At 72.0% G+C, this 21,259-nt stretch carries 20 protein-coding genes; 13 read left to right on the forward strand and 7 right to left on the reverse strand.

What is annotated here, in order from left to right; translation table 11 throughout:
• Positions 1-12: 12 nt before the first annotated feature.
• Positions 13-2,568 (reverse strand): discoidin domain-containing protein, encoded by a 2,556-nt coding sequence (locus ACWEPF_RS09485; RefSeq protein WP_452172103.1) that lies wholly within the window; start codon positions 2,566-2,568, stop codon positions 13-15.
• Positions 2,569-2,926: 358 nt separating this feature from the next.
• Positions 2,927-4,153 (reverse strand): ROK family transcriptional regulator, encoded by a 1,227-nt coding sequence (locus tag ACWEPF_RS09490; RefSeq protein WP_345289336.1) that lies wholly within the window; start codon positions 4,151-4,153, stop codon positions 2,927-2,929.
• A 163-nt stretch (positions 4,154-4,316) separates the two neighbouring features.
• Here ACWEPF_RS09490 and ACWEPF_RS09495 point away from each other — a divergent pair, with 163 nt between their 5' ends.
• Genes ACWEPF_RS09495 through ACWEPF_RS09510 form a run of 4 tightly spaced genes read left to right on the forward strand, consistent with a single transcriptional unit; the run spans position 4,317 to position 8,916 of the window.
• Positions 4,317-5,627 carry an ABC transporter substrate-binding protein gene (locus ACWEPF_RS09495; RefSeq protein ID WP_452172104.1) on the forward strand — a complete coding sequence of 437 codons (1,311 nt, stop codon included), beginning with the start codon at positions 4,317-4,319 and terminating at the stop codon, positions 5,625-5,627.
• Positions 5,628-5,673: 46 nt separating this feature from the next.
• Positions 5,674-6,708 carry a carbohydrate ABC transporter permease gene (locus ACWEPF_RS09500; RefSeq protein WP_380148937.1) on the forward strand — a complete coding sequence of 345 codons (1,035 nt, stop codon included), beginning with the start codon at positions 5,674-5,676 and terminating at the stop codon, positions 6,706-6,708.
• Positions 6,701-7,543: a carbohydrate ABC transporter permease gene (locus ACWEPF_RS09505; protein WP_345289338.1), complete on the forward strand. Its 843-nt coding sequence runs from the start codon at positions 6,701-6,703 to the stop codon at positions 7,541-7,543. Before ACWEPF_RS09500 ends, ACWEPF_RS09505 begins: the two co-directional genes overlap by 8 nt.
• Before the next feature lie 35 nt (positions 7,544-7,578).
• On the forward strand, positions 7,579-8,916 hold the full coding sequence (locus ACWEPF_RS09510) for a GH1 family beta-glucosidase (protein ID WP_452172105.1): 1,338 nt from the start codon (positions 7,579-7,581) through the stop codon (positions 8,914-8,916).
• Between the two features lie 3 nt (positions 8,917-8,919).
• Here ACWEPF_RS09510 and ACWEPF_RS09515 read toward each other — a convergent pair whose 3' ends face one another.
• Positions 8,920-9,969, reverse strand: a complete 1,050-nt coding sequence (locus ACWEPF_RS09515; RefSeq protein ID WP_452172106.1) for a hypothetical protein — start codon at positions 9,967-9,969, stop codon at positions 8,920-8,922.
• 107 nt (positions 9,970-10,076) lie between these two features.
• Here ACWEPF_RS09515 and ACWEPF_RS09520 point away from each other — a divergent pair, with 107 nt between their 5' ends.
• Both ACWEPF_RS09520 and ACWEPF_RS09525 read left to right on the forward strand, forming a co-directional pair.
• Positions 10,077-10,481: an effector-associated constant component EACC1 gene (locus ACWEPF_RS09520; protein ID WP_452172107.1), complete on the forward strand. Its 405-nt coding sequence runs from the start codon at positions 10,077-10,079 to the stop codon at positions 10,479-10,481.
• Positions 10,478-12,337 (forward strand): caspase, EACC1-associated type, encoded by a 1,860-nt coding sequence (locus tag ACWEPF_RS09525; protein WP_452172108.1) that lies wholly within the window; start codon positions 10,478-10,480, stop codon positions 12,335-12,337. Before ACWEPF_RS09520 ends, ACWEPF_RS09525 begins: the two co-directional genes overlap by 4 nt.
• A gap of 27 nt (positions 12,338-12,364) precedes the next feature.
• On the opposite strand, the gene ACWEPF_RS09530 is transcribed toward ACWEPF_RS09525, so the two are convergent.
• Positions 12,365-13,414, reverse strand: coding sequence for a M4 family metallopeptidase (locus ACWEPF_RS09530; protein WP_452172109.1), 1,050 nt, complete (start codon positions 13,412-13,414; stop codon positions 12,365-12,367).
• A 215-nt stretch (positions 13,415-13,629) separates the two neighbouring features.
• Here ACWEPF_RS09530 and ACWEPF_RS09535 point away from each other — a divergent pair, with 215 nt between their 5' ends.
• From ACWEPF_RS09535 to ACWEPF_RS09565, 7 genes are all read left to right on the forward strand, one after another.
• Positions 13,630-14,031: an effector-associated constant component EACC1 gene (locus ACWEPF_RS09535; protein ID WP_452172110.1), complete on the forward strand. Its 402-nt coding sequence runs from the start codon at positions 13,630-13,632 to the stop codon at positions 14,029-14,031.
• Positions 13,931-14,287: a DUF6086 family protein gene (locus ACWEPF_RS09540; protein ID WP_452172111.1), complete on the forward strand. Its 357-nt coding sequence runs from the start codon at positions 13,931-13,933 to the stop codon at positions 14,285-14,287. Before ACWEPF_RS09535 ends, ACWEPF_RS09540 begins: the two co-directional genes overlap by 101 nt.
• A gap of 65 nt (positions 14,288-14,352) precedes the next feature.
• Positions 14,353-15,165: an SDR family NAD(P)-dependent oxidoreductase gene (locus ACWEPF_RS09545; RefSeq protein ID WP_452172112.1), complete on the forward strand. Its 813-nt coding sequence runs from the start codon at positions 14,353-14,355 to the stop codon at positions 15,163-15,165.
• Between the two features lie 19 nt (positions 15,166-15,184).
• Positions 15,185-15,649, forward strand: a complete 465-nt coding sequence (locus tag ACWEPF_RS09550) for a hypothetical protein (protein WP_452172113.1) — start codon at positions 15,185-15,187, stop codon at positions 15,647-15,649.
• A 34-nt stretch (positions 15,650-15,683) separates the two neighbouring features.
• Entirely contained in the window at positions 15,684-16,388 is a 705-nt protein-coding gene (locus ACWEPF_RS09555) for a hypothetical protein (protein ID WP_452172114.1), read from the forward strand.
• A 105-nt stretch (positions 16,389-16,493) separates the two neighbouring features.
• Positions 16,494-16,847 (forward strand): hypothetical protein, encoded by a 354-nt coding sequence (locus ACWEPF_RS09560; protein WP_452172115.1) that lies wholly within the window; start codon positions 16,494-16,496, stop codon positions 16,845-16,847.
• Positions 16,844-17,095 carry a hypothetical protein gene (locus ACWEPF_RS09565; protein WP_345289353.1) on the forward strand — a complete coding sequence of 84 codons (252 nt, stop codon included), beginning with the start codon at positions 16,844-16,846 and terminating at the stop codon, positions 17,093-17,095. Before ACWEPF_RS09560 ends, ACWEPF_RS09565 begins: the two co-directional genes overlap by 4 nt.
• Before the next feature lie 25 nt (positions 17,096-17,120).
• On the opposite strand, the gene ACWEPF_RS09570 is transcribed toward ACWEPF_RS09565, so the two are convergent.
• From ACWEPF_RS09570 to ACWEPF_RS09580, 3 genes are read right to left on the reverse strand one after another with little or no spacing between them, the layout of a single operon-like run.
• The gene (locus ACWEPF_RS09570; RefSeq protein WP_452172116.1) at positions 17,121-17,567 is read right to left on the reverse strand and encodes a DUF3052 domain-containing protein; all 447 of its coding nucleotides are present in this window, start codon (positions 17,565-17,567) and stop codon (positions 17,121-17,123) included.
• A 32-nt stretch (positions 17,568-17,599) separates the two neighbouring features.
• Positions 17,600-19,627, reverse strand: coding sequence for a CocE/NonD family hydrolase (locus ACWEPF_RS09575; protein WP_452172117.1), 2,028 nt, complete (start codon positions 19,625-19,627; stop codon positions 17,600-17,602).
• Between the two features lie 11 nt (positions 19,628-19,638).
• On the reverse strand, positions 19,639-21,120 hold the full coding sequence (locus ACWEPF_RS09580) for a peptide MFS transporter (RefSeq protein ID WP_452172118.1): 1,482 nt from the start codon (positions 21,118-21,120) through the stop codon (positions 19,639-19,641).
• Positions 21,121-21,259: the final 139 nt, after the last annotated feature.

A 21,259-nucleotide genomic window follows, 5' to 3' on the forward strand; every position in this document is an offset into this window, starting at 1 on the left:
AGCGGGCCGGGGTCACGGGAAGGAGACCACGGTGGACGGGGTGGTGCCGGTGCCCGAGGTGGCGGCGCCGGTGGAGTTGACCACGTGGTTGTACTGGCCGTTGCCGCCCAGCGAGACCACCGAGAGGTCGTGGAACTTCACGCCCGGGCGGACCGGGGCCTCGAAGCCGTGCTCCTGGCGGATGCTCGGGTCCACGTTGTAGTAGCAGTAGCTGCCCAGGCCCCAGCCCTCGTGGGTCTGGACGTCCGGGCCGACCCGGTAGGCGGCGTAGCCTTGGGTCGAACCGTTCTGCACCGCGGCCTGGTTGGGGGCGTCGTAGGCCTTCTCGTTCTGGAAGAAGATGGTCTTGCCGCGCTCGCCGAACCACTGCACGTCGTACTTGTTGAAGTGCTCGACGAACAGACCGGTGGTCAGCACGTCGTCGCCGTTCACGATCAGACCGTAGTCCGAGCGGTTGGTCTCCCAGCCGACGCCGTCACCGTGGTCGGCCCGCCAGAGCCAGGTGTGGTCCACGATCACGTCGTCGCTGTTGACCACGACGGCCGTGGTGGCCTTGCCGGCGCCCGCGCCGCCGACCCGGACGAAGACGTCCTGGACGGTGGTGGGGTTGGCGGTGTGGTCGGCCGAGGCACCGGTGGGCCCGACCTCCAGCAGGGTGGGGGAGTTGACGGTGCCGGCGTCGATCAGGAAGCCGGCCAGCTTCACGCCGTCCACGTCGGCGACCTTCATCGCGGTGACGCCGTTGTCCGGGACGAGGGTGGCCAGGCCGAGGCCGAGCACCACGGTGTCCGGGCGGGTCACGTTGATCGTCTGGTCGACGTGGTAGACGCCGGGCGTGAACAGCAGGTTGAGGCCCTGGGCCAGCGCCGCGTTGATGGTGGCGGCGGTGGCGCCGGCCTTCACCACGTAGAACTGGGAGAGCGGGACGGAGCTGCCCTGCGGCGTGCCGTTGCCCCAGCTGGTGCCGCGCGCGTCGGTGCGCTTGGCCGGGACGAAGACCTTGTAGTCGGCGCCGTCCAGGTAGAGGAAGGGCTTCTCCCGGGAGACCGGGGTGGTGTCCAGGGTGGTGTAGGCGGGGTTCGGGAAGCTCTGCGCGGGAGCGCCCTGGACGCCGGAGAAGACCTGGTTCCAGACCGAGTTGGAGAAGCCGCCGATCGAGCTGTCCCGGGTGTACCACTGCTGCTGCGAGTAGTTGCCGATCTGGCCGTCGATCTTGCTGTCGGCGATGTACCCGCCGCTGGCCCAGCCGTAGCCGTTGGGGGCCAGGTTGAGGCCGCCCTTGACGTGCATCCGGCGGAACGGCGCGGCCTGGGCGACGGCCCAGCGGTCGGTGCCGCTCACCGGGTTGAGGGCCAGGTTCTCGGTGGAGCGCCAGAAGTTCTGGGTGGCGTTGCCGTTGGACCAGCCGGCGTCCACGGTGACGTCACCGTTGATGGTGGTGTCGTCGGGGGAGAGGCCGAGGCCGCTGACCGAGGTGTAGAAGCCGACCTGGGCGTTGAGGTTGTTGTACGTGCCCGGCTTGAAGAGGAACTGGTAACGCCCGCTGCCGAACTGGGCCGACTCCTGCTGCTGGAAGACCTGGTCCAGCTTGGCCTGGATGTTCGGGGTGGACGGGTCGAAGACGATCACGTTGGGGCCGAGGTCGCCACCGCCCTGGATCGGGGGCAGGCCGGTGCCGGTGTTGACCTTGAAGTCCCAGAGCGAGTAGCCGTACCCGGTGCCCCGGGTCAGGCCGTTCATCCGGACGTAGCGGCCGGAGCCGGAGACGTCCAGGGTCTCGGTGCCGCCCGCGCCGTTGGTGGTGCTCTGGATGGTGGTCCAGGCGTTGCCGTCGGCCGAGGTCTGGATCTGGTACGACTTCCCGTACGCGGCCTCCCAGTTGAGCACCACCCGGCAGAGCTGCTGGACCGAGCCGAGGTCCACCTGGAGCCACTGCGGGTCACTGGCCGCCGAGGCCCAGCGGGTGCCGGAGTTGCCGTCGGTGGCGGCCGAGGCCGGGGTGCCGCCGTTCTCGGTGGAGGAGGCGGTGGTGGGGCGGCCCTGGGCGGCGTCGGTGGTGGAGCAGGTGGAGCCGCCGGTCTGGGTGCCGAAGACCTGGAACTCCCAGAGCGAGTAGCCGTACCCGGTGCCCCGGGTCAGGCCGTTCATCCGGACGTAGCGGCCGGTGCCGGTGACGTTCAGGGTCTCCACGCCGCCGGTGCCGTTGGTGGTGGTGTGGATGGTGGTCCAGGCGTTGCCGTCGGCCGAGGTCTGGATCTGGTACGACTTCCCGTACGCCGCCTCCCAGTTGAGCACCACCTTGCTGATGGTGGAGCCGGCGCCGAGGTCGACCTGGAGCCACTGCTGGTCGCTCGCGGCGGAGGACCAGCGGGTGGCGGTGGAGCCGTCCACGGCGAGGGCCGCGGCGGTGCCGCCGTTCTCGGTGGAGGAGGCGGTGACCGTCTTGCCCTGGGAGATCAGGGCGTCGGCGGCGTGGGCGGTGGTGCCGGGCAGGGCGAGCAGTGCTCCGGAGAGCAGTGCCAGCGTGGTGGCGGTCGCGGCCGTGCCGCGTGCCGAGGTGAGCCTCACGGGCTTCTCCTGCGGTGGGTGGGGGGTGGGGGTCGGGAGGCGCGGACGGTGGACACTACACACCGGCGGATCTTCGGAGAGCGCTCCCCGGTGGGAGTCTGGAGGGCCCAACTCGCGGCTGTCAAGCACCCGGTGGAAACCTGACGGAAACCGGGGAGACCCGACGTGTACGCCCAAGTGCGGGCTCCTGGAAGGGAGTTCGCGCAGGTGGGGGACCCTGCGCGTACCCGTGCGGACGGCCTCCGGAGTTCGCCGCGCCGCCGCCCCTCGCCCCGTCCGGATCTCGCCCCGTCCCGCTCCCGCGCCTCGAGCCGGAGACCCGCCGGAGGCGGCGACTCCGGTCGGCAGCCGGTTCCCGCTACGCGGGGGCGAGCCGGCGGAGCTCCCCGCCCGAGGTGAGGAAGTGCGTCAGCGGCAGGGTGGCCGCGCCCACGGTGACGGCGTCCGGGCCCAGCCGGCCCAGGGTGATGGTGGTCTGGGCGCGCGGGAAGCGCAGGGCGTACTCGGTGGCGGCGGCCTCGATGCCCGGGAGCAGCCGCGGCCCGAGCAGCAGCCCGGCCCAGCCGCCGATCACGATCCGTTCGGGGTTGAAGAGGTTGACCAGGTCGGCGATGGCCGCGCCCAGGTACTCGGCGGCCTCGGCGAGCAGGGCCTCCGCCGCCGGGTCGCCCGTTTCGGCGGCGGCCAGCAGGGCGGCCAGGCCCTCCTTCTCCGAGCTGCCGGGCGGCGCCGCGCCCCACCGCTCGACCAGCGCCTCCGCGCCGACGTACGCCTCCAGGCAGCCCTTCGAGCCGCACCGGCAGAGCCGCCCGCCGACGTGCACCTTGGTGTGGCCCCACTCGCCCGCGCTGCTGGTGGCGCCGCGGAAGCGCGAGCCGTCGGCGATCACGCAGGCCCCGACGCCGGAGCCGAACAGCGCGACCACCGCGTGCCGCGCACCCTGCCCGGCACCGAACCACATCTCGGCCTGCCCCAGGGTCTTGGCGCCGTTGTCCACGTAGAGCGGCAGGTCGGTGCCGGCCCGGAGCAGCCGGCCGAGCGGCACGGCGTCCCAGCCGACGGTCTGGCTGTGCACCACCACGCCGTACCCGTCCGAGTCGGGCTCGCCCTGCTCCACGATGCCGGGCACGCCGATGCCGACCCCGAGCACGGTGCCGCGGTCCACTCCGGTGCGCTCCAGCACCTCGCCGATGCCGGTGAGCATCAGCTCGACCACGTGGTCCACGTCGTGACCGTGGTCGGAGAGCGGGTGGTCGCTGGCGGCCAGCTCGGTCAGCGCCAGGTCGAAAAGCGCGACCCGCACCTGGGTCTCGCCCACGTCCACCCCGATCAGGTGCGCCCGGTCGGGGGTGACCTGGAGCAGGATCCGCGGGCGGCCGCCGTCGGAGTCGACCGAGCCGCACTCCTCCACCAGCCCGTCGGCGATCAGTTCGCCCACCACGTTGCTGACCGAGCCGCCGCTCAGGCCGCTGATCCGCCCCAACTCCTGTCTGCTCAGCGGACCTTCGAAGTACAGCCGGTGCAACAGGGTGGAACGGCTGCCCCGTCGCAGGTCACGGACGGTCTGCTTGCCTCGCTCTGCCATCTGGTCTCCCTCCTGACTCGAATCTATCGCTGCGCGGACTCTTGACGCCAGCTTTTCTCACACGTTAAATCACGGTCCGAAGTAAGCATCTGAGCTCGCGGTTCCACGGCGGCTCACACTTCCCCCGAATCCCACCACCCACTCGTCCGAGAGGGACACGGTCATGCGCTTCCACCGTCTCGCCGCAGCCACCGCTCTGGTCTCCGTCCTCACCCTGACCGCCACCGCCTGCGGCGGCGGGTCCTCCTCCGAGGGCGGCGACAACAGCGCCCCGAAGGAACTCACCTACTGGGCCAGCAACCAGGGCACCAGCCTGGAGAACGACAAGCAGGTCCTGGAGCCCGAACTGAGAAAGTTCGAGCAGCAGACCGGGATCAAGGTCAAGCTCGAGGTCGTCCCCTGGTCCGACCTGCTGAACCGGATCCTGGCCGCCACTGCGTCCGGCCAGGGCCCCGACGTGCTGAACATCGGCAACACCTGGTCCGCCTCGCTGCAGGCCACCGGCGCCCTGCTGCCGTTCGACGAGGCCACCTTCGGCAAGATCGGGGGCAAGGACCGCTTCACGCCGTCCACCATCGCCTCCGCCGGCGCGGCGGGCAAGGACCCGGCGGCCGTCCCGCTGTACTCCATGGCCTACGGCCTCTACTACAACAAGAAGCTCTTCCAGCAGGCCGGCATCGCCCAGCCCCCCGCCACCTGGGACGAGCTGCTGACGGACGCCCAGAAGCTCACCAAGGACGGCAAGTTCGGCCTCGCCATCGAGGGCGGCAACGTCTCGGAGAACGTCCACCACGCCTTCGCCTTCGGCAAGCAGCACGGCGCCGACTGGTTCGACGCCTCCGGCAAGCCCGCCTTCGCCACCCCCGAGGCGGTCGCCGCGGTCAAGCAGTACGTCGACTTCATCGCCAAGGACAAGATCGCCGCCCCCGGCAACGCCGAGTACGCCGCCAACCAGTCGGTGACCGACTTCGCCAGCGGCAAGGCCGCGATGCTGATGTGGCAGGCGGCCGGTGCCTCGCTCAAGTCGCACGGCATGGCCCCCGAGGACTACGCCGTCGCGCCGATCCCGCTGCCGGCCGGCGCGTCCGGTGCCAAGGCCACCACCTCGATGGTCGCGGGCATCAACCTGGCGGTCTTCAAGAACACCAAGAACACCGACGGCGCGCTGCAGTTCGTGAAGTTCATGACCAGCAACGAGGAGCAGGTCCAGCTCAACAAGACCTACGGCTCCATCCCGCCGGTCAAGGAGGCCCAGGCCGATCCCGCCTTCTCCACCCCGGAGTTGAAGACCCTGGCCACCGTGCTGCAGACCAGCGCCGCCCCGCTGCCGCAGGTGGCGAACGAGAGCCAGTTCGAGACCCTGGTCGGCACGGCGGTGAAGAACCTGCTGGCCGCGGCCGCCTCCGGCAAGCCGGTCACGGACGAGTCGGTCAAGGCCGAACTCACCAAGGCCCAGCAGCAGATGCCGGCCTAGAGCTCCCGGCTGTTGGGGGGCGGCGTCACGACGCCCGGGCTGTCGCCTGGACGGCTTCTCCTCAGTCGCCGCAGCTCCGCTGCTACTCCTTCGTCGGCGCCGCCCAGACTCGGCCCGGACGCCGCTCCTTCTCCCACCCCCCAACAGCCGGAAGCTCTTTGATCTGATGCGACAGCGATTCGGCCGACGTGCCCTGCCCTACCTGCTCCTGCTCCCGGCGCTCGCCCTGGAGCTGCTGATCCACCTGGTCCCGATGGTGGTCGGCATCGCGATGAGCTTCAAGCAGCTCACCCAGTTCTTCATCCGGGACTGGTCGGCCGCGCCCTGGTCCGGCCTCGCCAACTACCGCGTGGCGGTGGACTTCGACGCACCGATCGGCCGATCGCTGCTGCACTCGTTCTGGGTCACCTGTACGTTCACCGCCCTGGCGGTCGGGCTCTCCTGGCTGCTGGGGACGGCGGCGGCGGTCTTCCTGCAGCAGGAGTTCCGGGGGCGGGGCCTGCTCCGCACCCTGTTCCTGGTGCCGTACGCGCTGCCGGTCTACGCGGCGGTGATCACCTGGTCGTTCATGTTCCAGCGGGACACCGGCCTGGTGAACCACTTCCTGGTGGACCAGCTCCACCTGCTGGACGAGAAGCCGTTCTGGCTGATCGGCGAGAACAGCTTCTGGGCCCTGGTGGTGGTCGCGGTCTGGAAGACCTGGCCGTTCGCCTTCCTGACCCTGATGGCCGGCCTGCAGAACATCCCGCGCGAGCTCTACGAGGCCTCCGCGATCGACGGGGCCGGGGTCTGGCAGCAGATCCGCCGGATCACCCTGCCGTCCCTGCGGCCGGTCAACCAGGTGCTGGTGCTGGTGCTCTTCCTCTGGACCTTCAACGACTTCAACACCCCCTACGTGCTGTTCGGCAAGTCCGCCCCCGAGCAGGCCGACCTGATCTCCATCCACATCTACCAGTCCTCCTTCGTCACCTGGAACTTCGGCTCCGGCTCGGCCATGTCCGTGCTGCTGCTGCTCTTCCTGCTGCTGGTGACGGCGGTCTACCTGTTCGTCGGCTCGCGCCGGAGGGACGCCGATGCTTAAGCCTCCTTCGTCCTTCCGCTGGGCCCGCCGGGTGTTCCTCACCCTGCTGACCGCCTTCGTGCTGGCGCCGGTGCTGGTGATGCTCAGCTCCTCGCTCAAGCCGCTGCGCGACGTACAGGGCCCGTTCCGCTGGATCCCCAGCGAGCTGACGCTCCGTCCGTACGTCGACATCTGGACGACCGTCCCGCTGGCCGACTACTTCGTCAACTCGCTGATCGTGTCGGTGAGCGCGACGCTCTGCTCGGTGGCCATCGCGGTCTTCGCGGCCTACGGGGTGAGCCGCTACCGCTTCCGCGGCCGCAAGCTCTTCACCGTCACGGTGCTCTCCACCCAGATGTTCCCCGGCATCCTCTTCCTGCTGCCGCTCTTCCTCATCTTCGTGAACCTCGGCAACGCCACCGGCATCGCCCTCTACGGCAGCCGGGGCGGGCTGATCCTCACCTACCTCACCTTCTCGCTCCCGTTCTCGATCTGGATGCTGGTCGGCTACTTCGACTCCATCCCGCGGGACTTGGACGAGGCGGCGGCGGTGGACGGCTGCGGCCCGCTGCGCACGCTGCTGCGGATCGTGGTCCCCGCGGCCACCCCCGGCATCATCGCCGTCTCGGTCTACGCCTTCATGACCGCCTGGGGCGAGGTGCTGTTCGCCTCGGTGATGACCAACAAGACCACCCGCACCCTGTCCGTCGGCCTCCAGGGGTACGCCACCCAGACCGACGTGTACTGGAACCAGGTGATGGCCGCCTCCCTGGTGGTCAGCGTCCCCGTGGTCGCCGGATTCCTCCTGCTGCAGCGCTACCTGGTGGCCGGCCTCACCGCCGGCGCCGTCAAGTGACCCTCTTCTCCGTCCCCTTCGAAAGGCAAGCTGACATGGAACTCCGTTCTCTCCCCGACGACTTCGTCTGGGGCGCGGCCACCGCCGCCTACCAGATCGAGGGCGCCGTCGCCGAGGACGGCCGGGCCCCGTCGATCTGGGACACCTTCTCCCACACCCCGGGCAAGGTCGACAACGGGGACACCGGTGACGTGGCGTGCGACCACTACCACCGCTGGCCGGAGGACCTCGGCCTGGCCTCCCGGCTGGGCCTGGGCGCCTACCGCTTCTCGATCGCCTGGCCCCGCGTGGTGCCGCAGGCCGACGGCGTGGTCAACCCGGCCGGGCTGGACTTCTACGACCGGCTGGTGGACGCCCAGTTGGAGGCCGGCCTCACCCCCTTCCCCACCCTGTACCACTGGGACCTCCCGCAGGCCCAGCAGGACCGGGGCGGCTGGGCCGAGCGCGCCACGGCCGAACGCTTCGCCGAGTACGCGGCCGTGGTGGCCGAGCGCCTCGGCGACCGGGTGACCAACTGGGCCACCCTCAACGAGCCGCTCTGCTCCGCCTGGATCGGCCACCTCGACGGCAACATGGCCCCCGGCATCAAGGACCTCACCACCGCCGTCCGGGCCTCCTACCACCTGCACCTCGGCCACGGCCTCGCCGTGCAGGCCCTGCGGGAGTCCGTGCCGGGCGCGAAGATCGGCATCGTCAACAACCTCAGCACCATCGAGCCGGCCTCCGGCTCGGCCGCCGACCTGGCGGCCGCCGTCCGCGCCGACGGCCACATCAACCGGTGGTGGCTGGACCCGGTCTTCGGGCGCGGCTACCCCGAGGACATGGTCAAGCTCTACGGCGTCGAACTCCCGGTCCGGGAGGGCGACATGGAGCTGATCGGGGCCCCGCTGGACTGGATCGGCCTGAACTACTACTTCCGGCAGTTCGTGACCGACGACCCGTCCGGACCGGCGCCCGGCTTCCGCCAGGTGCGCGGCCCGAACGCGGAGCACACCGCGATGGACTGGGAGGTGCACGCCCCCGGCCTGGAGGAGCTGATCCTCCGTCTGTCGAACGAGTACGGCGCCTCGAAGATCTACGTCACCGAGAACGGGTCCGCCTACGCCGACACCGTCACCCCCGAGGGCGCCGTCCACGACCCCGGCCGCACCGCCTACCTGGAGCAGCACCTCGCCGCCTGCGACCGCGCCGTGGCCCAGGGCGCCCCGCTGGCCGGGTACTTCGCCTGGTCCCTGCTCGACAACTTCGAGTGGGCGTACGGCTACGACAAGCGCTTCGGCCTGGTCCACGTCGACTACGAGACCCAGCGACGCACCGTCAAGACCAGCGGCCTGCGCTACGCCGAGCTGATAGCGGCCCACCGCAGCCGCTGACCGTCACCACCACCAGGCGGTCAGCTGCTCGTGGAGCTCGCGGAGCCACGGGCGCCGGACGGCCGGCAGCCGGGCGAGCGTCAGGCCGAGGCCGACGTGGTCGTGCTGGAACGCATACACCGGGAGCTGCCGGGGAGGTTCGTCGCGGAGCACGCCGGCCGGCAGGTTGCCGAGGACCGGGATCTCCACCTCCTCCGCCCCGTGGGCGAGGTGGGCCCAGAGATCGGCGTCCAAGGGGACGGTCGGGGCTCCGTTCGGCGGGCTCCACGGCTCGCCGGTGACGGGATGGCGCGGCACCAGCGCGATGTCGGGAGCCGGGTTCGTCACCCCGGGGCCGGCCAGGGACAGCACCCTGGCCGGCCCCTTCGCGCGTTCCTGGGGGAGCAGCCGGTGGAGGGCGTCGCCGAGGATCGTGGAGACGGTGCCGGGCGGCAGTTGGACCGGTGCGCCGTCGCAGGCGGCGAGCAGGTGGGCGAGGGCCGGTCCGGCGGCCATCTCCCACTTGCGGTTCCACCGGCCGTTCGGTTCGAGGACCGGGGTGGTCGGACCGGTCGCCAAGGAGTCCCAACCCCGTTCGGGCCCACCGCCGGTGACGGGCCGCCGGATCACCGCACCGGGTTCCAGCCAGACCGCCTGCCAGTACGAGCACTCGTCGATCCGGCAGGCCACCAGTTCCCCGCACCCCGCGCAGGCCATGTTGGGGCCGTTCCCGCGGTCCATCCCGCAGCAGTAGCCCTCGCAGAGCTCGGGCACCAGACGCATGGCCCGGCCGTCCCCCGGCGCGATCAGCACGGCGCCGGGCGCTCCGTCGGACAGCCGGCCGAGCCGGGCGTGGATCCCCCGGGCCGCCGCCTCCTCCTGCCCGATTTCCTCCCAGGTCCGCCACGGTGGTCCGCTCGGCTCAGGGTCCACCGCGTAGGTGCCCTCGTCCATCAGGACCGGGAGGGCGGTGCCGTTGCCCCACTTCCCGTGTGCGTGCACGGGCAGGGCCACCCTGGTCAAGGCGGTGGTCAGCACGGACTCGCACCGTGCGCAGACGAAGACGTCGGCCAACTGCTCTCCTAGCTCGGAACAGGCGGATTCTGCCCTCCGGCGGCGGAGCCGCCAAGCGGTTTTCGGCCCGTCGTAGACTCCGTGGAGTCCGGAGGCGAGGAGGGGCAGTGGAGGCATGGATCTCCGTGCTGGGTGGGGACCCGGTGCGCGAACTTCAGGAACTCGACGGGTGGTTGAACGAGGAACCGGAGCTGCGGGGGAAGGTGCGGCCGCGGGCCGCCCGGCCGGGGCACGGTGAACTCGGCGCGCCGTACGACGTGTTGATCGCGGCGATCGGGAGTGGCGGGGTGGTCACCGTGCTGGCCGGATCGCTGCACGGCTACCTGACCCGCCCGCGCGGCGCCGACGTGCGGATCTCGGTCTCCTCGCCGGACGGGCGGAGCGTCGAGCTGGAGGCCCAACGGGTCGAGGACGTCGAGGCCTTGCTGCGCCAGGTGATCGCCGCCACGGAGGAGCCCGGCAGGGCCGGGGCCGAAGTCGAGGACGGGAGACGGGGCGAGGTCGAGGCGTGAGCCGGGCGGTCGACCCGGGGCGGTCGCGGGTGGTGCTGATCGGTACGTCGGCCTACCGCGACGAGCGGCTGCCCGATCTGGGGGTGGTCGCGGCCGGAGTCGCCGATCTGGAGCGGGTGTTGACCGATCCCGGGCTCGGCGGCTTCCCGGCGGAGCACTGCCGCACCGTGCCGCCGGACGCCGACCTGGCCCGGGTGGGGGAGGAGTTGGCGGCCGCCGCCGAGGAGGCGGAGGACCTGCTGCTGGTCTACTTCGCCGGGCACGGCCTGATCGACCGCCGCGGCAGGCTCCACCTGGGTCTGGCCGGTACCCGCGTCGACCGGCTGCCCTACACCGCCCTGCCCTTCGAGGCCGTCCGGGAGACCTTCCTGGACAGCCGGGCGGAGAACCGCCTGCTGATCCTGGACAGCTGCTTCAGCGGCCGGGCGGTGGGCCGTCCGATGGCGGAGTCGTCGCAACCGCACCTCGCCGAGCTGGAGGTCTCCGGTGCCTTCACCCTCACCTCGGCCCCGGCCAACCGGGCCGCCCTGATGCTGGACGGCGAGCCGCACACCGCGTTCACCGGGCGGCTGCTCCGGCTGCTGGAGGAGGGCAGCCCGCAGGCCGGACCGATGCTCACCCCGGCGGACCTGTTCCGGCACCTCCGTGCCCAACTCGCCGCCGAGGGGCTCCCGTTGCCGCAACACCTCGGCACCGACACCGCCGGTGAGCTGGGACTGGTCCGCAACCGGCAGGCCCGGACGGGCCATCGGCCGCCGGTGGGGCAGGCGCTCCCGGTCCTGATGCACGCAGCCGTCACCGGGCCGGCGTCCCCGGGGCGGAAGGCCGTCCCCGAGGTCGCGGAGCGGGCGATCGAGGAGGCGCTCCGGCACACCGCCCGGGCGGACACCAAGCAGCTGCGGCGCATCCTGCTCGCCGCCGTGGCTCCGGTGGTCGCCAAGGTCTCGGTCGAGCAGGCCCTGGGCATGGCCGCCGCCGTCTCCGACCCGGACCGACGGCAGTCGGTCACGGCGGACATCGCCGTGGTGCTCGCCGCCGAGGACCCCTTCAGAGCCATCGACATGGCACAGAGCCTCTGGGAGCCCTACCGGAGCGAGGCCATCGTGGAGAGCGCCCGGGTCGACGGCCACCGCGACCGGGCCGGCGGACTGTACCTGCTGGACACCTACTTCCTCTCCGACAAGCGTCCGAGCCGGACGAGTTCGGTCCGCTGGGAGGACGTGGTGCGCTCGGTCGCCGCCTTCGCGCCGGACCGCGCGGAGGAGCTCGCCGACGCCCTACCGGAGGGCTACTCCCGCACCGTGGCCCGCGCCCGCGTCGCCCTGGCCCTGGCGGCCGCGGACCCCGGCCGCGCCCTCCGGCTGCTGCCCGACCGCTGCAGGCCCTGGGAGACGCTCTCCGTCGCCGAGGCCCTGGCCACCGTCGACCCGGACCGGGCACTGACCTTCCTCGCCCCCCATGCGGACCAACAGGCCTACCCCCACGCCCTGGTGGGCGTCTGCCGGGCGGTGGCCGCCACCGATCCCGGGCGGGCCGCCCGCCTCGCCGGCACCATCGCCGATCGCTCCCGCCGCGCTGAGGCCCTGGCTGCCGTGGCGGCCGTGGCCGGCGCCGCCGACCCGGACGGAGCTCTGGAGATCACCCGCACCATCGGCGACCCCGAGGTCGAGCAGGCCGCCCGCGCCGATCTGGCCCCCGTGCTCGCCGCCACCGACCCGCACGGCGCGATGGCCCTGGCGGGCACCGTCACGGACAGCCCCTGGACGGTGTACGCCCTCACCGGGATCGCCGCCGTCCTGCTCGGCGCCGGCCACCGCCGGAGCAGTGCCGCCGCCCTCGCGGCAGCCCTTCGCTGAACCACGGGGACGGCGGCACCGCACCGGTTACAGGCCGGGGATCTGCCGGGCGGCGAAGGCCTGACGGACCGTCGCCGCCGCCTGGTCGCCGTACATCGCCCTGGCGGTGGCCACGGTGGCCTGGGCCGCGGCGGAGAAGGAGGTGTCGGGGGCGAAGGAGAACTGGGCGTTGACGATCACGCGGTCGGCGGCGCGGGCGCCGAGCGCCTTGCGGACGTCGTACAGCGCCCGGGACCAGATCTCGCCGTCCGCGTGTACCTCGCCGACCCGGTCGGCGTAGGTCTTGCCGGTGTCCAGGCGGCGCAGGCAGTGCGGCGTGGTGGTGGTGTAGGCGGTCGAGTCCCAGTCGCCGACGCAGGCCTCCTCGGCCCGGCCGGTCCAGCCGTACCGGGCCTGGGCGGCCTGACCGACCGCCAGGGCGAGGTAGTCGCCGAAGGCCTCGCCGATCGAACCGGCCTCCACCGAGCTGCCGAAGCCGGGCACCTGGGCCTCGTGCACCGCGTGACCGTACTCGTGCACGATCACCTCGGCGTCCTCGGCGTCGTCCACGCCGCCCTTGCCGAGGCGGATCTCGTTCTTCTTGTCGGTGAAGAAGGAGTTGTCGGATCCCCACTGGTTGAGCCGGACCTGCTGGACCTTGTCGTTGGCCCCGCGCAGCTCGCCGCCGAAGCCCAGGCCCTGGAGGTACTCCTGCGCCTCGTTGACCCAGAAGTACGCCATCACCTGCTCGAACCGGTCGTCGCTGCGGGTGTACCGGAAGTCCCCGGCGGCCGACCGCGCGGGGGTTCCGGTCTCCGAACGGACCGCCGCCCAGCGGCCGGAGAGGCCGCCGCTCGCGTCGAGGTTGCGCAGCGCCACGGTCGCGTAGGCGGAGGCCGGCACGGCGGAGTCGGCGTCCTTGGCGTCGGTCAGCGACTGGTCCCCGGTCGCCTGCACGGGGTTGACCCGGAAGACCTGGCCGGTGGGAACGGCGGGGGCGGCGGGGGCGGCCACGGCCGGGGAGACCGGGACGGCGAGGGTGGCCAGGGCGGCGGCGGTGGCCAGGGCGAGGCGGGAAGCACGGGTGGTACGGGACAAGGCTCCTCCAGGGCGGGCTGGTGGCGGACTGCGGCGGCCCGACCGATCGGTCGGGTCCGACGGCGGGGATCATGCCGCATCGCCACGGGAATGGACAGGGCCCGGACCGAACCCGTCGGAACTCCTAACACCGTGATCCGGCGGCTCCGTTAGGGGGTTGCCAAACCGTTTTCCGGCCGCCGAGACTCCAAGGGAGGCGGAGCGGAGGAGGGGCAGTGGAGGCTTGGCTTTCGGTGCGGGGCGGCGACGCGGTGTGCGAACTGCGTGAACTGGAGCGGTGGTTGGAGGCCGATCCGCTGCTGTGCGGCCGGATCCGGGCGCGCGCCGCGCGGCGCTGGCGCGGTGAGCTCGGCGTCCCTTACGGAGTGCTGGTCGTGGCGGTCGGGCACGGCGGGGCGGCCGGCGCACTGGCCGGGGCGCTGCACGGCTTCCTGGCCCGGCCGGGTGCCGGTGGGGTACGGATCTCGGTCTCCTCGCCGGACGGGCGGAGCGTACGCCTGACCGACCAACGGCCCGATGAGGTCGAGATCCTGGTGCGCGAGGTGCTCACCGCCCCGGCGGAGGACGAGGACGAGTACGCGCCCTGGCCGACCAGGGCCGGAGCCCTCGCCTCCTGAGAGGGGAAATCGACGGGCCCTGGACCGGCACCTGCGGACGGGGCACGCCGTGATCCGGGCGCTGAGCGAGGGCTTCGTGCTGACGACGCTGGTGCTGGCGGACCGGGCCGGTGTCGGGCCGGGGTGGGAGCCGACGGGCTCCGGGCCGGCCTGGGAGCTGAGGGACGTGCAGGTGCCGGCGCGGCCCGTGACGGACGGTCTGGTCGGTGAACTGCGGCTGAAGGTAGCCGAATTGAGCCTGGCGATGGCCCGCTGACGACCCTGCTGCGACCGGCGTACGTATGATCGGCGGACGAGGCAGGTCGGGGGAGTGGGGGAGTCGTGGGCGGGAAGCGGGTCGTGGTCGTCACCGGGGGCGGGACGGGGATCGGGGCGGCGACCGCTCGGGTGTTGCGGGAGGCCGGGCACGAGGTGGTGGTGTCCGGGCGGCGGGCGGAGCCGTTGGCGGCGGTGGCGCGGGAGACCGGGGCGGTCGCGCACGTGGCGGACACTACGGAGCAGTGGCAGGTGGAGGGGCTGGTCGCGGCGACGGTCGAACGGTTCGGGCAGCTGGACGGGCTGGTGCTGAACGCCGGGATCGGGCGGCCGGGAGCGGTCGGGGAGCTCGCGGTGGAGGACTGGGAGGCGGTGCTGCGGACCAACGTCACGGGTCCGTTCCTGATGCTGCGGGCCGCGCTGCCGCACCTGTTGGCGGCGGAGGACGGTGGCGCGGTGGTCGGCGTCGCCTCGGTCTCCGCGATTCGCAGCGGGCACGGCAACGCCGCGTACGCCACCTCCAAGGCCGCGCTGCTCCAGCTCTGCCGCTCGGTGGCGGTCGACTACGGCTGGCAGGGCGTGCGGTCCAACGTGGTCTGCCCCAGCTGGGTCCGCACCGAGATGGCCGACCGCCCGATGGGGCGCCTCGCGCGGCTGAGCGGGCACGAGGACGTGGAGGCCGCGTACGAGGAGGCGACCCGGCTCAACCCGCTGGGACGGGCGGGGGAGGCGGCCGAAGTCGCCGAGGCGGTGGCCTGGTTGCTCTCCCCGGCGGCGAGCCTGGTCAACGGTGCGGTGCTCAACGTCGACGGCGGCATCAGCGCGCTGGACCCGGGGACGGTGCCGTTCCCCTTCCGGGTCGAGCGCCGGGAGGGCTGATCTGCTTGCATGGGGCTCCATGAGCGCCATACTCACCAGTGTCATAGCCGTGTTGGGGACCCTGTTCGGCTCCCTGCTCACCCATCTGTTCCAGCAGCGTTCGGCCCGGCAGACGGAGTGGAGCGCACGGGCGGAGCGGCACCGGCAGGAGCGGATCGAGGCCTTCGGGGCCTTCGCCGGGGTGCTGGTGGAGCTCCGCCAGGCGCTGCTGCACCACTGGCACTGCGTGCACGAGGGCACCGACGCCGCCGAGGAGCCCACCCTCCGCAACCGTTCCTTCGAGCTCCGCTCCCGCGCCCAACACGCCCTCTTCCAGGTCCAGTTGACCGCCAGGACGCCCGGGATCGCCACCGTCGCGGCATCGGCCTTCGAGACGGTCGGCCGGATCGACCGAGCCACCGACCTGGCGGACGTCATCGCCCGGCGGGACGCCACCCGTCTGCTGATCGACGAGTTCGTGGCCACGGCGAGGCAGCACCTGTGAGGTCCTGACGTGGCTTCAGGGGATAATCGCAACCGTGACAGAGCACCGCGAATGGACCCATGACGGCACCGGACTCGCCTGGCTGTCGGCCCGGCTGGGACGGCCGGAGCCCGGCCCCGGGCACCTGGTGTCCCAGCTGCTGCCCGACGGGTACCAGGCGTACGTCCGGATCTTCCACCGCTTCGAGAGCCTCGACGGCGCCGTCCAGGGCCCGAGTTGGCGGGAGTGGGCGGAGCGGTCGGGCGTCCCGTTCCTCCCGGAGCTCTCGCACCGCTGGCTGAAGGACGGGCTGGAGACCCAAGACGAGGACGGCGAGGTGACCACCGTCCGCTGGGTGGCGGAGGACGGAGCGCTGGACACCGCCAGCCGCCGCGCGCTGGCCGGCGCCCTGGAGGCGGTGACGGGGGATCAGCCCGTGCACTACGCCTGGGACCTGGCCGCCGTCACCAACGGCCTCGACGCCCCGCTGCTGCGCACCGCCCCGCTGGCCGGCCTGGAGACCGCGCGCACCGAGGCGGCCGCGCTCGTCGGCGACTCCGGCCCCGAGTACTGGTGGCCCGAGGACCGCACCTGGGTGGTCTGCACCGACTACGACCTGCTCTCCACCTACATCGCCTGCGACACCCCCACCGCCGCCCTCCTCCTCGCCACCCCGTCCCTGGAGACCATCCAGGCCACCCCGCACACCCGCGTCGACTGGTCCACCGAGCCCCCGCGCGCCGAGGCCCTGCCGTCTTGACCGCACCGGTTGGTGGGAGGAGAGAGACATCGAGCCGGCCGAACCGGAGGATCAGTGGTCCTGCCGCGTTGTAGCGTGGTAGCGGCCTACCTGTACGGAGGAGACGTGACCGCGCAACCGGAGCACCGTGCCGAGGAGCTGATCCCGCGCCCCGAGCTGACCATCATCGCCCTCAAGGCTGCCCTTGCTGTCGTAGCCCCGGACCGTCTGCTGGAGATGCAGACCGAGCAGGCCGAAGCGATCACCAAGGCCATCGACTCCGAAACCCTCGATCCTCTCCGTGGGTTCCTCCTGCGATGGGCGGTCGTGGTCGAGATCGAGCGGTATCCGGCGACGGCCTCCAAGCTCCGCCGAGCCGAATACCTGATGCAGGTGGCAGCGGAAGCGGATGACTCCCGTCGTCATGCGCTCGTTGCCGCCGAGATCGTCCGAGCCGCGTACCGAGCGCTGGGCACATGACCTGGTCCTGGGAGTACCTCCCCAGCGAGGAGTACGTGATCAGCGAGGTGCCGCCGGCCTTCGTCGCCGAAGTCGAGAAGAAGGCCGACGAGCTGGTCCGCGCTGCGGAGGCCCTCTACCTGGACGGGGCCTCGTATCGGGGCGAGAACCCCAGGAGCAGGACGGCCGACGTTCCGGGCGGCATGTTCGAGTACCTGACCGTGGTGCGGCACGAGCAGATCTACATCGTCCAGGTCACGTACCTGTAGGCCACGACGAGCCCGTCCGCGCCACCTACCGCTTCGGGGAGCCGCGGTTCTCCTTGCGCCGGACGAACTTCAACCCCGACCAGTCGTCACCGAGGGCGGCCACCTTCACGTCGACGACGCCGAGCGGCAGGAACAGCTCCCGCAGCCCGTTCTCCGTGATGTCGCTGTCGTGCCCGGCCGCCCGCCGGGGCCAGGCGATCCACAGCATCGCGTGATCGTCGAGCTCCCCGACCAGTTCGGCGGCCTCCGCCGCCAGCACGGCGAACGACCGGTGGAAGGCGAGGGCCACATCGGCCCCCTGCGGACCGCCGGCCGCGACCGTGGTCCCCTCGGGCAGGTCCGGGACCTCCCACCCGCCGGGCCGGTGCGACACCCGCACCTGGTCGCCCGCCCTGATGCCGATCTTCTTGGCGAGCGGCGTCCCGGAGTACCCTCCCGCCGGCGCCCCGGAGCCCTGTGCCCGGTCACCCACGTCGAGTCCTGCTGTCCGGTGCGTCCAAGGCGCTAGCTCGCCGTGCGGGGGATGCGGCGTTGCCAGTCCCGCTCGAAGACGACGTCCCCGCCCTCCAGGGCGGTGAGGTGGTTGTGGACGGTGAAGTGGTGGGCGTCGCAGGTGATTTCGGAGCGGGTGCGGACGGTGGTGTCCCAGCCGAGGTCGGGGCGTTGGAGGCGGACGGTCCAGTCGGAGCGGGTGGTGGCGGAGAGGGGGGAGTCGGCGAGGACGGCGTAGGACTCCAGGGCGTGTTCGTCGTAGACCAGGCCGTCGGGGTAGATCCGGGTGCCGCCGTAGTTGGGGTCGACCTCCAGGCGGTGTTCGCCGGTGGCGACGTCGCGGATGAGCAGGCGTTCGGGGCGGGCGGTGAGGGGTTCGGGGTAGGTGACGTCCAGGCCCTCGGACTGCTCGGGGGGTTCGAAGGTGACCGGCGGGGAGCCGGCGTCGGCGGCCAGGTGGCGGACGGGGAGGGTCAGGCGGCTGTGGCCGGGGTCGACCTCGAAGCCGGTGGGGTCGGGCTGGGGCCAGATCCAGGGCCAGTAGGCGGAGGAGAGGGCGAGCCGCAGGCGGTGGCCGGCGGGGAAGGCGTGGGCGATGGAGACGAGTTCGAAGGTGACGTCCTCGACCTCGCCCGGGGTCCATTCGACCACCCGGTCGCGGCCCTGACGGGAGCTCAGGTTGAGCACGCCGCGGGTGACCAGGGTGGAGGAGCCGTCGGGGGCGACGTCGCAGAGCCGGGCGATCACCTGGCCGCGCCGGGCCCGGCTGCGCACCCGCAGCCGCACCGAGGCCCGCCCCAGGACCTCCACCGGCTCGGGCAGCGGCAGCGAGTCGAAGCAGACCGAGCGCCCGTCCTCCTCGCGCTGGTCCGGCGGGAGGTCGGAGGCGTTGCCGAAGGGGAAGAACCGTCCGGCGTCGATGCCGGTGTGCTGCGGGGAGCGGACCTCCACGTAGCGGTCGGCGGAGGTGCCGGCGGTGCGCAGCGCGTCGTCGAGGCCGTAGCCGACCTCGCGGACGTCGGGGGAGGGCCAGGTGTCGTCGCCGACCCAGCGGCCGGGCCGGTTGGCGTACACGGTCGCGGGCGGGACCGACTCGTTCATCCAACTGCGCAGCGCGGGCTCGGACATGACGCCGTTGTCGACGTCCTTGAGCCAGTGGTCCCACCAGCGCAGGGTCTCCTGGAGGAAGCCGATCGCGGGGCCGGGCGGCAGGCCGCGGTCGGGGTACTGGTGCGACCAGGGGCCGATGATGCCGCGCACCGGTGCGTCGAGGTGTTCCAGCAGTCGCAGCACGGTGTCCCGGTAGGGGTCGGCCCAGCCGCCGACGGCGAGCACCGCGGCGGTGATGGCGCCGTAGTCCTCGCAGACGCTGCCGTGCCGCCAGTAGTCGTCCCGCACCTGGTGGGTGAGCCAGGGGTGGACGAAGGGTTCGACGGACTCCAACCGCGACAGCCACATCCGGCGCCAGTCCTCGCCGACGTACTTCGGGTCCGGCGGGCGGGCGACGAAGGCCAGCATGGTGGCGGACCAGGCGTGCATGTCGACCGCGAGCAGTGAACCGCCCATGTAGTGCACGTCGTTGTCGTAGCGGTCGTCGGTGGAGCAGACGGTGACGACGGCCTTGAGCGGCTCGGGGGCCAGTGCGGCGATCTGGAGGCTGTTGAAACCGCCCCAGGAGATGCCGAACATGCCGACCTTCCCGCTGCACCAGGGCTGCGCGGCCAGCCACTCCACCACCTCGACGCCGTCGGCCAGCTCCTGCGCGGAGTACTCGTCGCCGGGCAGGCCGCCGGAGTTGCCGTGCCCGCGCACGTCCACCCGGACCGAGGCGTAGCCGTGGCCGGCGTACCAGGGGTGGCGCTGGGCGTCGCGCGGGGCGGTCCAGTCGGTCAGCCGGTACGGGAGGTACTCCAGCAGGGCGGGCACCGGCTCGTCGGTGACGGGGCGCCAGATCCGGGCGTACAGCTCGACCCCGTCGGAGAGCGGGATGCGCAGGTCCTGGCGCGTGGTCCCGTACGGGTACTGCGACGGGTGCTGCATCGGGGTCCTCCTCAGTGGACGGGGTGCATGGTCCGGCGCATCCAGGGCAGGGCGAGGTACAGCGCGACCCCGGCGGCGACCGCGAGGGCGCCGAGCCAGCCGTAGTAGGCGGCGTCGGAGACCTCGCCGTAGACCTTGGTGAGCTGGGCGGCGATGCCCTGGGAGAGGGCGAGCGAGAGGAACCAGACGGCCATGGTCTGGCTGGCGAAGTGACGGGGCGCCAGCTTGCTGGTGGCGGACATGCCGGTGGTCTCCAGCAGGATGTCGCCGACGCCCATGAACAGGTAGCAGCCGAGCAGCCAGAGCCCGGCGATCCGGTAGTCGCCGCTCTTCCCGACGGTGGCCGGGACCAGGATCAGGAAGGACGCCCCGGCGGCGAACAGCGAGTAGGCGATCTTGCGGGAGGCGTGCGGCTGGCGGTGGTCCATCCGTACCCAGAGGGCGGCGACCACCGGGGCCAGCAGCACCTCGATGGCGCCCAGGATCGAGGTCCACCAGCTGGACGGGAAGTGCCAGCCGAAGATCGAGTTGTCCACGTGGTCCACGGCCAGCAGGGCCAGTGTGGTGTACGAGGAGAAGAGCACCAGGTTGAAGACCACCGAGGCCAGGAAGAGCACCACGTAGGGGCGCAGCCGCCCGCGCTCCTCCCGGCTGACCTCGGGGGAGCGGAACATGACGGCGAAGTAGGCGATCGGGGCCAGCACCGAGACCAGGGTGATCAGGTCGACGGTGCGGTCCATGGTGAGCCAGCCGACGGCCCACAGCAGCAGCCCGGCGGCGGCCACCGCGGCCGCGCCGATCAGCGCGCCCCTGGTCCAGCGGACGCGTTCGGCGGGGGTGAGCGGGTGCACGGGGCCCTGCTCGCGCCGCAGGGTGGAGCGGCCGAGCACGTACTGGACCACGCCGAAGGTCATGCCGATCGCGGCGGCCGAGAAGCCCCAGTGCCAGCCCACGTTCTGACCGAGCCAGCCGCTGACCAGCGGGCCGGCGAAGGCGCCGATGTTGATGGCCATGTAGTAGAGGGCGAAGCCGGCGTCCCGGCGGTCGTCGTCGGTGGCGTAGAGGCCGCCGACCAGGGTGGCCGCGTTGGGCTTGAGGAAGCCGGTGCCGATCACGATCAGACCGAGACCGACCCAGGTCATGGTGGCGGTGGGCACCGACATCGCGTAGTGGCCGCAGGCGATCAGCACCCCGCCGTAGAGCACCGCGCGGTAGGAGCCGAGCATCCGGTCGGCGACCCAGCCGCCGACCACCGAGGTCAGGTAGACCAGCGTGCCGTAGGCGGAGACCACCGAGGCGGCGGTCCCCTGGGCCATGCCCAGTCCGCCGTCGGCCACCGAGTCGGCGAAGTAGAGGACCAGGATGGCCTGCATGCCGAGGAAGGAGAACCGCTCCCAGACCTCCAGGCCGGAGAGGGTCAGCAGCCCTCTGGGGTGTCCGAAGAAGGAGTGGTCGAGGAGGGCGGGGTCCTTGCGCTCGGTGTCCGTGGTCACAGGAACAGACAATAAGGGACATTTATGTCGATTTCCTGACGGGGTGTGAGCTGGGCGGTCGTCAGGGCGCCGCCGGGCGCTGTCGAGTGAACCCGTGCGCCGGGGTGGCGCAGTTGCGAATGGCTTGCAAGTGGCTGCC

This window comes from Kitasatospora sp. NPDC004289, assembly GCF_053602875.1.

What these genes read in the sequence shown, in the direction of transcription:
- ACWEPF_RS09490 (WP_345289336.1), bottom strand. Translation starts at nt 4,153, where the DNA reads ATGGCAGAGCGAGGCAAGCAGACCGTCCGTGACCTGCGACGGGGCAGC.
- ACWEPF_RS09495 (WP_452172104.1), top strand. Translation starts at nt 4,317, where the DNA reads ATGCGCTTCCACCGTCTCGCCGCAGCCACCGCTCTGGTCTCCGTCCTC.
- ACWEPF_RS09505 (WP_345289338.1), top strand. Translation starts at nt 6,701, where the DNA reads ATGCTTAAGCCTCCTTCGTCCTTCCGCTGGGCCCGCCGGGTGTTCCTC.
- ACWEPF_RS09510 (WP_452172105.1), top strand. Translation starts at nt 7,579, where the DNA reads ATGGAACTCCGTTCTCTCCCCGACGACTTCGTCTGGGGCGCGGCCACC.
- ACWEPF_RS09540 (WP_452172111.1), top strand. Translation starts at nt 13,931, where the DNA reads ATGAGGTCGAGATCCTGGTGCGCGAGGTGCTCACCGCCCCGGCGGAGG.
- ACWEPF_RS09550 (WP_452172113.1), top strand. Translation starts at nt 15,185, where the DNA reads ATGAGCGCCATACTCACCAGTGTCATAGCCGTGTTGGGGACCCTGTTC.
- ACWEPF_RS09565 (WP_345289353.1), top strand. Translation starts at nt 16,844, where the DNA reads ATGACCTGGTCCTGGGAGTACCTCCCCAGCGAGGAGTACGTGATCAGC.
- ACWEPF_RS09575 (WP_452172117.1), bottom strand. Translation starts at nt 19,627, where the DNA reads ATGCAGCACCCGTCGCAGTACCCGTACGGGACCACGCGCCAGGACCTG.